General features: G+C 46.6%; 12 protein-coding genes. 8 read left to right on the forward strand and 4 right to left on the reverse strand.

Annotated features, from left to right (window positions below):
• Positions 1 to 222: 222 nt before the first annotated feature.
• The 3 genes from IE082_RS00245 to map all read right to left on the reverse strand — a co-directional run bounded on the left by IE082_RS00245 (position 223) and on the right by map (position 5,035).
• Complete coding sequence (locus IE082_RS00245) at positions 223 to 2,844, reverse strand: [protein-PII] uridylyltransferase (protein WP_189490147.1); 2,622 nt, start codon at positions 2,842 to 2,844, stop codon at positions 223 to 225.
• 23 nt (positions 2,845 to 2,867) lie between these two features.
• Positions 2,868 to 4,046, reverse strand: coding sequence for an MFS transporter (locus IE082_RS00250; protein WP_308428979.1), 1,179 nt, complete (start codon positions 4,044 to 4,046; stop codon positions 2,868 to 2,870).
• 170 nt (positions 4,047 to 4,216) lie between these two features.
• Positions 4,217 to 5,035 carry a type I methionyl aminopeptidase gene (map, locus tag IE082_RS00255; RefSeq protein WP_189490151.1) on the reverse strand — a complete coding sequence of 273 codons (819 nt, stop codon included), beginning with the start codon at positions 5,033 to 5,035 and terminating at the stop codon, positions 4,217 to 4,219.
• 281 nt (positions 5,036 to 5,316) lie between these two features.
• Between map and rpsB the strand changes: the two genes are divergently transcribed.
• The 5 genes from rpsB to IE082_RS00280 all read left to right on the forward strand — a co-directional run bounded on the left by rpsB (position 5,317) and on the right by IE082_RS00280 (position 9,462).
• Positions 5,317 to 6,081, forward strand: coding sequence for a 30S ribosomal protein S2 (gene rpsB / locus IE082_RS00260; RefSeq protein WP_189490153.1), 765 nt, complete (start codon positions 5,317 to 5,319; stop codon positions 6,079 to 6,081).
• 105 nt (positions 6,082 to 6,186) lie between these two features.
• On the forward strand, positions 6,187 to 7,065 hold the full coding sequence (gene tsf / locus IE082_RS00265) for a translation elongation factor Ts (protein ID WP_189490155.1): 879 nt from the start codon (positions 6,187 to 6,189) through the stop codon (positions 7,063 to 7,065).
• 226 nt (positions 7,066 to 7,291) lie between these two features.
• Positions 7,292 to 8,002, forward strand: coding sequence for a UMP kinase (gene pyrH, locus IE082_RS00270; protein ID WP_189490157.1), 711 nt, complete (start codon positions 7,292 to 7,294; stop codon positions 8,000 to 8,002).
• 205 nt (positions 8,003 to 8,207) lie between these two features.
• Complete coding sequence (locus IE082_RS00275) at positions 8,208 to 8,933, forward strand: hypothetical protein (protein ID WP_189490159.1); 726 nt, start codon at positions 8,208 to 8,210, stop codon at positions 8,931 to 8,933.
• 223 nt (positions 8,934 to 9,156) lie between these two features.
• Positions 9,157 to 9,462: an ATP-binding protein gene (locus tag IE082_RS00280; RefSeq protein WP_189490161.1), complete on the forward strand. Its 306-nt coding sequence runs from the start codon at positions 9,157 to 9,159 to the stop codon at positions 9,460 to 9,462.
• On the opposite strand, the gene IE082_RS00285 is transcribed toward IE082_RS00280, so the two are convergent.
• Entirely contained in the window at positions 9,436 to 9,876 is a 441-nt protein-coding gene (locus tag IE082_RS00285; RefSeq protein ID WP_189490163.1) for an STY0301 family protein, read from the reverse strand. The genes IE082_RS00280 and IE082_RS00285 overlap by 27 nt on opposite strands.
• 135 nt (positions 9,877 to 10,011) lie before the next feature.
• Between IE082_RS00285 and IE082_RS00290 the strand changes: the two genes are divergently transcribed.
• From IE082_RS00290 to IE082_RS00300, 3 genes are all read left to right on the forward strand, one after another.
• Entirely contained in the window at positions 10,012 to 10,401 is a 390-nt protein-coding gene (locus IE082_RS00290; RefSeq protein ID WP_189490165.1) for an MliC family protein, read from the forward strand.
• A 483-nt stretch (positions 10,402 to 10,884) separates the two neighbouring features.
• Positions 10,885 to 11,442: a metal-independent carbonic anhydrase family protein gene (locus IE082_RS00295; RefSeq protein WP_189490167.1), complete on the forward strand. Its 558-nt coding sequence runs from the start codon at positions 10,885 to 10,887 to the stop codon at positions 11,440 to 11,442.
• An 88-nt stretch (positions 11,443 to 11,530) separates the two neighbouring features.
• The gene (locus IE082_RS00300) at positions 11,531 to 12,538 is read left to right on the forward strand and encodes a TerC family protein (protein ID WP_189490169.1); all 1,008 of its coding nucleotides are present in this window, start codon (positions 11,531 to 11,533) and stop codon (positions 12,536 to 12,538) included.
• Positions 12,539 to 12,541 lie beyond the last annotated feature (3 nt).

Here is a 12,541-nt window from a genome sequence, read left to right on the forward strand (position 1 = left end):
GAAAGGTGTTAAGGTGTCGCGGAATAAGCTATACCTCAAAAAAACCTGAGCCAATAAAATCAATGGGTTATATATAGGCCTCAAGTAATCAAATTTAAAAACAACTCGTCTAATTCAGTGTTGTCTAATAAAAAATCGACATGGTACAAAAGAGAACGCTGTAAAACAAGTATGACGTTTATGACGGGCATCCATGTTCGTCATTACCGCTGGAAAGAATCGCTAGTTTTCCACGGTACAGACTTTAATAATCTCTTCCTCTAGCTGTGCCATGTGTGAAGGGTTACTTAATTGTGCGGATGAGATGATGAATACGTCTTCAAGGCGTTCTCCGAGCGTCACGACGCGGGCACTGTGCAGACGTATTTTAAGCGTTTTAAATATATAAGCAATGCTGTACAAAATCCCTGGTCGGTCAGTGGCGGTGAGGCGCAGGACGTACTCGTCTTTGTCCTCATCGGGTTGGAGCAGCATGAGCGGAGTGATGGGGAAGTTGCGTGAGCGGGGCGATAGACGTCCTAAGCTCGGTTCGCGCAGTGGGGTGGTTTGACTGAGCGTGTGTTCGAGTTCTGCCACGAGCTCTGCGATGAATTCGGGCTTGACGTGGTCAAGCTTGTCAAATTCAGGCAGCACGATTTGAAAGGTGTCCAGTGCATAATTGTGTGTGCTGGTGTAAATCTGTGCGTCAAAAATTGACCATTGGCGTTGCTGAAAAAATGAGCACAAGCGCGCAAATACGTCCACGGCGTCTGGTGTGTAAACCATAATGTGCAAGCTGTGCTCGCTGTTGCTGATATAGGGTTGGGCGGCGACAGTGGTCTCGTCCGTGTGGCTGGTGATGTGGGCGGCATGCCATGCGATGGTGGCCGTGTCATGACGCAAAAAATACTCGGTGTCAAATTGACGCCAAAGGTTGTGAACGGCCTCATTTGACGTGTCAGGCGGGAGTTGGCGCAGGGCGTTTTCTTGACGTTTTTTGATAAGGTCGGCGGGAATCGGCGTGCGGCCAGACATATAGCGTAGTGTCATGCGGTATAAATCAGACAGCAGTTTGTCTTTCCATGCATTCCAAACTTTCGGGCTGGTGCCGCGAATGTCGGCCACAGTGAGCAGGTACAGCGCTTGTAAGCGCCGCGGTGTTCTCACCAGTTTGGCGAATTTGGCGATGACCTCGACATCGGTTAAGTCCTCTTTTTGGGCAAAGGTGGACATGGTGAGGTGATGCTGTACTAAAAATTTCAGTAGGCTGATTTGCTCGGTCGATAGACCATGTTGTTTGGCAAAACGCGCGACGTCGACAGTGCCGAGTTCGGAGTGATCGCCGCCGCGCCCTTTGGCGATGTCGTGAAACAAACCTGCCAGATAAAGCAGCCATGGTTCGCCAAACTCGCTCATGACCTGATTGGCCAATTCGTGGTGGTGAATGTGCTCTTCGAGCGTGAAGCGACGCAGGTTGCGAATCACCGTCAAAATGTGTTGATCCACCGTGTAAATATGAAATAAATCATGCTGCATTTGTCCGACAATGTGGCGAAACGCGGGTAAGTATCGCCCCAAAATACCTGTTTGGTTCATCAGTCTCAGTGTGTGCGTGATGCCATCAGGGCATTTAAATATCTCGATAAACCTTTGGCGATTGGCAGGATCGCGGCGAAAGTCTGGGTTGATGTAGTGGCGTGCCTTGAGCAGCGCATCCCATGTGCGCGAGGTCAAACCCGTTACGTCGGGACGACTCGCGTAGGCGAGGAATAAATCGAGCAGTAGGTGTGGTTTTTCGATAAACACATCATCGCGAGCGATGTTTAATAAGTTGTCCACCACAAAAAAATCGGGAAAGTCTTTGACGCGATGTGGCGTGTGTGACGAGGTCGGTGGCGACATTAAGTGATCGAATTTTTGCAAAAACAAGGTGCAACGCAAAGAAATGGTTTTTGCCGACAAATAATAACGCTGCATCAAAAGCTCGCTGGCGCGTTTTCCAGGGGTGTTTTTAAAGCTGAAGGCTTCTGCCACTGAGCCTTGTAAATCAAACAACACACGATTTTCGGCACGGCGGCTCAAAATGTGCAAATGTGCACGCATGGCCAACAACCAGTTTTCGCAGCGTTGCAATAAACGCCATTGCTCGGTGGACAGCCAGCCTGTATCACGTAAATCTTGCCAACTGGTGCGATGCGTGTTGCCGATGCGAGCGGCGCGAGCCAGCCACAGCATGAGGTGTAAGTCCCTCAAGCCGCCAGGGCTTTCTTTGCAGTTTGGTTCTAAGCTGTAAGGGGTGTCGGCAAATTTTGCGTGACGCTGACGCATTTCGGCGATTTTTTCACGCCAAAATGTCGGTAGATCAAACTGTGCGTGGAAAGACTGGTAGAACCCATCAAACAGAGCCTTAGAACCCGCCAACAAACGACCTTCTAAAATAGCCGTCTGTGTTGATAAGTCTTCTTGGCAAAAACTCAAACACTCCTCCACGGTGCGCACGCTGTGGCCTAACGTCAGCCCTTCATCCCAAAGCGCGCTGACCCACGCTTCGATGGCGCTGTCTAATTGAGCGCGTTGTGCTGCACTGATGTTGACTCCGTCAATCAGCACCAATAAATCAATATCAGAGTTGGGCAACAATTCGCCGCGGCCATAGCCGCCGACGGCCACCAAAGATACCAAGGGGGCTAAAGACGTGGGGGTATTCTCATCAATATGTTTTTGCCATGCCGTTTGAATACACGCATCAGCAGCCGTCGTTAAATCACGCAACAATCGCCGAACTCGCACGGTGGGAGAGAGTTCAGGTTTACAGAACTGATTGAGGATTTTTTGACGGATGAGGCTGTAGGTGGAAGATGACATGGTTGAAGGTTTCGGTGGTGTGACTAATTATCGAGTTTGCGTGAAAAATACACAATCAAAAACAAGCCGATGACAGGCATCAGTAATGATAACCCCAAAATGCCTGTTGTGCCCCATGTGCCAAAAGCGATGCCAAACAAAGGTGGGCCAATGGTTGAGCCGAGGTTACCCAACTGAGCAATCGCTGAAATGGATTGAGCTTGCTGTGCAGGCTGTGTGGCTAAATAAGGAATCATGCCGTAAATCGCACCTTGCATCAGTCCCAGTGTGAAAAATGTGGCCACCTTAAACCACGACAGTTCTAATCCTTGCTGACAAGCCACCGCCAAAACCAAAAACGCCACCAAAGCACTACCAAATGCCACCACCGTCGTTTGTGTCGGTTTCAAGCCTTTTTGTACCAAAGCCCCAGCTCCGAAAGCCCCAGCTAAACTGACCAAAGGCAGAGCGGCACGTAGCCAGTCAGGCCCCGCACCACCGACTTTTGGGAAAAAAGTCAGTAATGCGACGTACAACGCCGTGTAGGTGATAAAGCACAGGCTGGGGAGCACTGTGCGCATCTGGCCGTATATTTGGACATGTTGCTCGATGATGTTTTTGATGGAAATCTGAGGTCTTGGATGGGGTAGAGCAATCAAATCTGTGCGAAACATCAGTGCCAATAAAACCAGCATCACCAGCATCCACAGAGCATGAAACACGAAGAACGATGTCACACCCATTGGCATTAGCCATGGCGATAACGCACCGAGTAACGAAAAGGTCACGCCAAAAAAAGTACCCCACAAGCTCATGACCATGGATCGTTGGTCAGCACGACACGCCGCTGCCATCAGTGTGGGCGCGGTGACGACAATGATGAGGTGTGACACGCCCTCAATTAATCTGGTGGCCAGCAATAGAGGCATGGGCGGTAGAAGCACTTGAACCCATGCGAGCACCGTTGCCAAAAACATCGCTAAAAATAACAACCGACGATAACCAAAACGATTGATAAAGACACTCACGCAAGCCGCAAAAACCATACCGCACACGCCCACCCAAGACAACACCAAGCCCATCTCGCTCAAACTCGCATCGTAATACGTTTGCAACTCATCAATCGGTAAGGACACCTTGGCAAACTGCATGGCAGCCCCCATGCCGCAAAACCACAAAACAATAATTAAAGGCCATCGGGTGTGAAACGTTGGAGAATTCATTGGGTATTTTTAAATAAAATATAAATAGTTTTCATGAGAATATAAGAGGATCGAATATTCGAATGTACACAATCCTGCCTTTAGCAGCAACGGTGTATCAAAAGCAAATGTGTTTCTACAGCCGAAACGACAAAAATTTGCCCACGCGATGTGGGCAAAGGCTTCGAGAGTTAGGTGCAGGTTGATGTGATGAATGACGGTGTCGTAGGGCTGCCTTCAGACAGTGTCAGAACCTCATAACCCGTCGGCGTGACCAATACCGTGTGTTCCCATTGGGCAGACAGGCTGCGGTCTTTGGTTTTGATTGTCCAGCCATCAGGCATGGCGCGAATATCGCGCTTACCAGCATTTATCATTGGTTCAATGGTGAAAATCATCCCCGCTTTGAGGGTCATGCCGTGGCCTCTGATACCATAGTGCAAAACTTGCGGGTCTTCGTGGAAGTTTTTACCAATACCATGGCCACAGTACTCGCGTACCACTGACATGCCGTGTGCGTGTGCATGAGTGGCGATGGCCGCGCCGATGTCACCCAGTGTCGCGCCTTCTTTGACTTGCGCAATGCCTTTCCACATACACTCAAACGTCACATCGCACAGACGCTTTGCAGCGATGGAGCCTTCTCCGACGATATACATGCGACTGTTATCGCCAAAATAACCCGCTGGCGTAATCACGGTGATGTCGATGTTGGCGATGTCGCCGTTTTTGAGAATCTTGTCGAACGATGGCACGCCGTGGCAAATCACGTCATTAAGGGAAATGCAGCATGAGGCAGGATAGGGCGGGTAGCCTGGTGGCTGATAGCCGAGCGTGGCGGGCACGGTGTTTTGTACATCCAACATATAATCATGACAGAGTTTATCTATTTCACCGGTCGAGACACCTGCTTTGATAAAAGGCGTAATGTAATCAAGCACTTCAGAGGCCAGTTTGCAGGCGATACGCATGTGTGCGATGTCGGTTTCGTTATGGATGGTGACGGTCATGGTGTTTTGGATGTCAGTAATTAGTGAGGTGTTTAAGGTGCTTTGAGCAAAAAATTTGGTTGTGATCCCGTATGTCATGTAGGAATTTACTTTTTTCTTAAACTATTCTATAATTATAAGCTGTCTTGGACATGACTGCACTTGATTTGTGTGTCTGTTTGGGACAGATGTAAAAATCGCGCGTTGGTCGTAAAAGGGTGCGTGTTTGGTCAAAAATGATTCAAACCCGTACAAAGCGGCCCTCGTTAGACCCAACCCTTAAAATATTCAAAGGTTTTACTATGTTAGTTACTATGCGTGAAATGCTGGAAGCGGGCTGCCACTTCGGTCACCAAACTCGTTTCTGGAATCCAAAAATGGCACCGTTCATCTACGGCCACCGCAACAAAATTCACATCATCAACCTCGAAAAAACTGTTGTGATGTACAACGAAGCCGCTGAAGTGGTTAAAAAACTAGCGGCTCGTCGCGGAACCATCTTGTTCGTTGGCACAAAACGTGCTGCTCGCGAGATCATGGCTGAAGAAGCCACTCGTGCGGGCATGCCTTACGTGAACCAACGCTGGCTGGGCGGTACTTTGACCAACTTCAAAACGGTTAAGACCTCAATCAAACGCTTGAAAGAAATGGAAGCGTCTATCGAGTCTGGTGAAGCCGAAAAAATGAGCAAAAAAGAAGCGTTGTTGTTCAAACGTGAACTCGAAAAACTACAAAAATCCATCGGCGGTATCAAAGACATGAACGGCGTGCCAGACGCAATTTTCGTCGTTGACATCGGCTACCACAAAGGTGCTTTGCTCGAAGCGAAAAACCTCGGTATTCCAGTGATCTCTGTGGTTGACACGAACCACGATCCGAAAGGTGTTGACTTCGTGATTCCAGGTAACGATGACTCGGCTCGCGCTGTTCGTTTGTACGCTCGTGGTATGGCTGATGCGGTTCTCGAAGGCCGTGCGAATGCGGTGCAAGAAGTCGTTGCAGCGGTTCAAGAAGCCAAAGAAGCGGACGAATTCGTTGAAGTGGAAGACGAGACAAAAGACGCTTAATCACTTAATTTAAGTGCCGGTTCATGATTGATTCATTAATCAATCATAGAGTCACCAAACAGGGGCGTTGCAAAATGCCCCTTTTTAAAGATTAAAGGAATAAATATGACAACGATTACTGCAGCAATGGTATCTGAACTGCGCGGCAAAACTGACGCGCCAATGATGGAATGCAAAAAAGCCTTGACCGAAGCCGCTGGCGACATGGCCAAAGCCGAAGAAATTTTACGCGTTAAACTCGGTAGCAAAGCAGGCAAAGCTGCTTCACGTATTGCTGCCGAAGGTGTGGTTGCTGTGTACATCAGTGGCACCAAAGGCGCGTTGATTGAAGTGAACTCTGAAACTGACTTCGTTGCGAAAAACGATGACTTCCTCGCTTTGGCGAATGGTTCAGCGAAATTGGTCGCAGAACAAAACCCTGCTGACGTGGCCGCTTTGGGCGCGTTGGATTTGAACGGCAAATCCGTTGAACAAACCCGTGCTGACCTCATCGGTAAAATCGGTGAAAACATGAGCATCCGCCGTTTCAAACGTTTTGACTCTGACAACAGCCTCGTTCACTACTTGCACGGCGCGCGTATTGGCGTTGTGGTTGAGTACAAAGGCGACGAGCAAGCAGCCAAAGATGTCGCAATGCACATCGCTGCGATGAAGCCAGTGGCTTTGTCATCTGCCGAAGTGCCAGCAGAACTCATCGAAACTGAGCGTAACGTTGCTCGTGCAAAAGCCATCGAATCAGGCAAGCCTGCTGACATCGCTGAAAAAATGGTTGAAGGCTCTGTGCAAAAGTTCCTCAAAGAAGTGTCTTTGCTCAACCAATCATTTGTTAAAAATGACAAACAAACCGTTGAACAAATGCTCAAAGAGAAAAACACCACAGTTGCTGGTTTCACCATGTTTGTCGTTGGTGAAGGCATTGAGAAAAAAGTCGACGATTTTGCCGCAGAAGTCGCAGCCCAAGTCGCTGCAGCCACTCAAGCATAAACGTTTTCATAAAAGCGGGCATAGCCCGCTTTTATTTCGTCTATTTTTTAAAAATCACCTGATTTGGCCTTGTTTCAGTTAAGATAACCGCAAATGTTATTTTCTAACTGCTTGAAATGATTTGTTTTTTGCAGATATTTCTCAACTCAACCTGTGGCTTTGCTGAGTGATTTTTAAAAAGTAGATTATCCTCGTTTCATCACACATTCATTATAAGGAGTTGTCCATGCCCGCCTACAAACGTGTTTTACTCAAATTATCAGGTGAAGCCCTCATGGGCGACGACGCATTCGGCATCAATCGCGCCACCATCGAGCGCATGGTCGCCGAGATTAAAGAAGTTGCTGAGATGGGTGTCCAAATCGCCATCGTCATCGGCGGTGGTAATATTTTTCGCGGTATGGCAGGCGGCGCAGCTGGGATGGATCGCGCCACAGCCGACTATATGGGCATGATGGCCACCATCATGAACGCACTCGCACTGCAAGACGCCATGAAACACGCAGGCGTCGAAGCCCGTGTGCAATCCGCACTTCGTCTTGACCAAGTCGTCGAACCTTATATCCGCCCACGCGCCATGCGTCACCTTGACGAAGGCAAAATCGTCATATTCGCCGCAGGTACAGGCAATCCATTTTTCACCACCGACACTGCCGCTGCGCTGCGCGGTGTCGAAATCGGTGCGGAAATCGTCTTAAAAGCCACTAAAGTCGATGGTGTCTACAGCGCTGATCCGAAAAAAGACCCGAATGCCACCCGCTACAGCACCATCTCATTTGACGAAGCCATCAGCAAAAACCTCCAAGTTATGGACGCCACTGCATTCGCCCTGTGCCGTGACCAAAAAATGCCGATTAAAGTCTTCTCGATTGTCAAAGAAGGCTCGCTCAAACGCATGGTCATGGGTGAGGATGAGGGCACACTCGTTCATGTTTGAGCGACGAAAATGTTTTAAAGTGCTGCGAAAATACGGTGCATGATTTTAGTGTGCTTTAGGATAAATAACAAAAAGTGACTTTACGTAACCTTTTGTTTTTAAGGTTTAATTTTGTTTTTTTAAATAGGATATGCGGCGAAATGAAAACGGAATATCAGTGTGTTTTGCCGTATAACTTACGTTATGCGTCTCAATCGGAGCCCACGTGAGCGATATTTACGCAAATGCGGTTGACTCGCTTCGAATTGGAATCGAGCACTTCCTGAAGGAGCCAGGCTATTCCAGTCGGAAGCACGCAATTCTGACGCTCTTTCATGCAATCGAACTATTCCTGAAAGAGCAGTTGTATCGAACGAACCCGATTCTTATCTATCGGAACATCGACGCGAAGATCACCGATGATTCAATGACGGTCGGGATTAAAGAGGCGCTCACGCGCCTAGAAAATCTTGGATTGGGTCTGCCGAAGCAACCGCAAGAAGTCATTGAACGGATTCAAAAGCGACGGAACCGCATTGAGCACCATCGCTACGATCATAAAGAAGAAGACGAAACCATTATCTCGGAGTCGCTCGCCTTCATTTTGTTCTTCGCAGATGGTGTGCTGAAGGCCAAACTTGAAAACGACGTATCACCTGAAACACTGCGCGAGATTAAAAGCTTGGTCTATGACCACCAAGACCGACACTGGATAGCAATGCATCGGCTTGAACAATGGATGTACGAAACTTGGCCAGATTGGAACAACGAGGAGTCAAACACTCCAGATGAGTTCGGTGGAACGCTTGACTGCCCAATTTGTCGCAAGTCCTACTTGGTAATTGGGTATCACGACAAACCATTCTGTTTTCACTGCAATACCTCTATTGACGCTGTCGAGTGCAACGACTGCGGCCGTACTTATCTCGCCGGCGAAGGCTGTTGCTCGTGAGTCAGACGCATAACCGTGCGCAGCGCCGGTGACCTCCACGTTATGCTTTATCTGAATGAAATAGGTTGGTGGTTTTAATATTTCAATCCATGGGATTTAAAGCTTGACTGTTTTACTCAATTTTAATACAACCCACTCCATTCTTTGGGAATGTAGCTCCTTCATCGCACTGTCGTCATTACGAAGTTATTGATTATTTCCGGCATGCAAGGCGTTCACGGTTGTGAATGCAAGCAAGACCTTAGAACTTGTTGACCATCGGTGTGGTGGAGCGGTTCTGGGTCTTTTTTATGCCATTTTGCTTAAGGCAGAGGAGCATCTGCCTATTATTTCTGCTGCTCAAGGGCGAGGAATGCCAGTGGTTGCTGTCTTTTTTGATAAGCCACTGTCGGTTTGTTTGGCTCGTAATGCGAAAAGGCCTGAAGACGAAGTGGTTTCGGAGCAAGCCCTAAAAATGTGTTTTATAGCAACAGCTGGTGTAGCGGCCCCTATGGTTTATGAGTTACTGAGTAGATTTGCAGGTGAATGATTTAATTTCATTGTTTCCTTCGATGTAAACGATTGGGTTGTATATCACGGTGCAAGAGCTTGTGCCTGTCGGTAAAGATTTGGTCAGTATCACTCGGGTTCTTGAGTAATGGCATGCTACTTCTCGTGGCTGTGAACGTGATTTTTTGTCAAAATTCCAGCGTTGCAAATTCTTTTTTTGAACGTCAGGAATTAGGCTTGCCATGTCTTTTACCAAGCCGTCGTATACGCGGATTGATTGTAAGCGATGCGGACCATAATCGTCATTTGCTGGTTCATAACCTGATGGGGCGTTTAGTATTTCTTGAGTTGTTGTGATTTCTGCAGGGCATACCTCTGATGACCAAGTGGTTGACGAGATACCAACCAAAGTCAACATAAAAACACCATTAAATATCAATTTTTTTGTGGTCATGATTAATTTTTCCTTCTGCAAAAATAGCACGGTTTAGATTGGTCAAAAGTGTCGAAATATATTTGTTTGTTCAAACACGTATCGTCTGATTTTGTTATTATATAGATTGATTAAATTTTAAAAAGGATATTTTATATGAAAAAAGCGTCTCTTTTTTTATCGGGGTTTGTTTTGTTGCTGGCGACTGAATCGATAGCGTTTGCAGCTCCTACCAAAGCGACTGCATTAAAAGTTGTTTCTGGTAAAGAAGCTAATTATAAATGCAATAACGGCCAGTTTGCTACAGCAACTCATTATCGTTTATCCGATGGAAGCTTGGAGTTTATCAAGATCAAGTATAAAAATGAAAACTATACGTTACCTCGTTTGCTTTCAGCCAATGGTGAGCGTTATGGCGAACCGATGATGTTGATGAACAAAAAAATTGAATGGTGGGAGCATCATGGTGAGGTGATTTTGACTGAAGATGTTAATGATGAAAAAGGAAAATCATTAACGTGTAAAGAACTTAATTCATCACAGTGATACGAATAACTTTCTAGTCAGCTCGGTGTATTTTTTTATCCTGATGATTTGTTTTAATATGACCATATGAGATATAGGATTTATGGTCTGTTAATACTATTTTTTAACCTATTGATTTCAATAAGAAATATGGCGTTCTCCATCATAGGGACTTCATCCAATCTTTTATAAAACCATGTGGTTATAGGTTTGGTGTTAACACGCCTTAATCTATTTTAAAGCTTGACTGTTTTACTCAACTTTAATACAATCACTTCATTCTTTGGGGAGTAGCTCCTTCGTTGCACTGTCGTCATTACGAAATGATTCATCATTTCCGGCATGCAAGGCGTTCACGGCTGTGAATGCAAGCAAGACCTTAGAACTGTTGGCCATCGGTGTGGTGGAGCGGTTCTGGGTCTTTTTTTATACCTATTACCACACTTTTGGTTGTTTTTTGAGATGTATGAGTTGGATTTTAATTAACTGAAAAGGCTGAATAAAATGAGTGCTAAATTTTTGATTTCTGCGTTGGCGATGGTTTTCTTTACTAGTCAGGCATCCGCCAAAACGGTGGTTGTTAATCAAGTGATTTCTGAGCAAGAGGTTGTGGCTGCCCAAAACAACTGGTGCAAGGCGCTGTTGGACATTGGCGGTGCTTATGAAAAAAATGGGCATGCTGCTGCCAAAGAGCTGGCTGCCCAAGTAATTGATGGTGCGTATGGTTATCAATTAGGGGCTGTTTTGTTTAAGCCAACCTTAACCGTTAATCCTCAAACATTTAGAACCACGAGTGATGGTGCTTTGTCGTACTTTGTCGGTGGCGATTCTAACTTTCCGCAAGACACAGGATTTGCTTTAAAGGGGTGGAAAAAATGCGAAGTTGATAACGCCGCTATTTATTTGGAAGGTGACTCTGCTCTGACGATGGGTAAGGTGCACTTTGTAGGTAAAGACGGCAAAAAAACCACCGTTGATAAAACGTGGGGGTACGTCAAAGATGCTCAGGGTTCTTTGAGAATAGTACTTCATCATTCCTCGCTTGAATATGCTGGCAAATAATTGGTTTGATGATTTCAAGCTAAACGGTGATGGCGGATGTCAAAGCTATCACCACATTTGAAAGCCCTATATACAAAGGAGAGTCGATATGGAAACGATTGGAACATGGTGGATGTGGACGGGATTTGCGGTCTTTGTCGTCGTCGCCATTGCGGTGGATTTATTGGTCATGGAAAAACAGGGGGCACATAAAGTCACGATGAAAGAGGCGGCGTGGTGGAGTCTGCTTTGGTTTTCGCTCTCATTTGTCTTCGTCGCATTGCTGTGGTGGTATTTAGACGGTAGTCAAGGACGTGAGGTGGCCAATACAGTGTCGATGCAGTTCATTACGGGTTATCTGGTGGAGAAAAGCCTGTCGGTGGACAATATTTTTGTCTTTTTGATGATTTTCACGTATTTCGCTGTGCCTGCAGAGTCGCAGAAACGTGCGTTAATTATCGGGATTATCGGTGCGATTGTCCTGCGGGCGATTTTGATTTTGGCTGGTGCGTGGTTGTTGGCTAAGTTTCACTGGCTGTTGTATGTATTTGGTGCGTTTTTGGTCATCACGGGTGCCAAAATGTGGTTCGCAGCAGGTAAAGACCCTGACATCGAGATGAATCCTGTGCTGAGGCTTTTGAAAAAACGCATCAATATCACCACACAGTTTCACGGTGAGAAACTCAGCACGATGATTAATGGGGTGAAATACTACACACCGCTGTTTGTCGTCTTGATTTTGATTGGCACGACCGATGTGATTTTTGCTGTGGACAGTATTCCTGCCATCTTTGCGATCACCAGTGACCCATTTATTGTGCTGACGGCGAATATCTTTGCGATTTTGGGCTTGCGTGCTTTGTATTTCTTATTGGCTGATTTGGCTGATCGTTTTCACTTGCTGCCTTATGGTTTGGCGTTGGTGTTGGTCTTTATCGGCGCAAAAATGCTCATGATTGATTTTTATAAAATCCCCATCGGTATTGCATTGACGGTGACAGCCTCTTTGATTGCCAGCTCTATGCTGATATCGGTGTGGAGTACGCGCAAAAAAGCCGATGAGCCTTCGCTGTGGCAAGAGCAAGTAGAAGACGAGAGCAAAGACAAAAACGCATAGGAG

The organism is Formosimonas limnophila (genome assembly GCF_014652675.1).
GTDB lineage: Bacteria > Pseudomonadota > Gammaproteobacteria > Burkholderiales > Burkholderiaceae > Hydromonas > Hydromonas limnophila.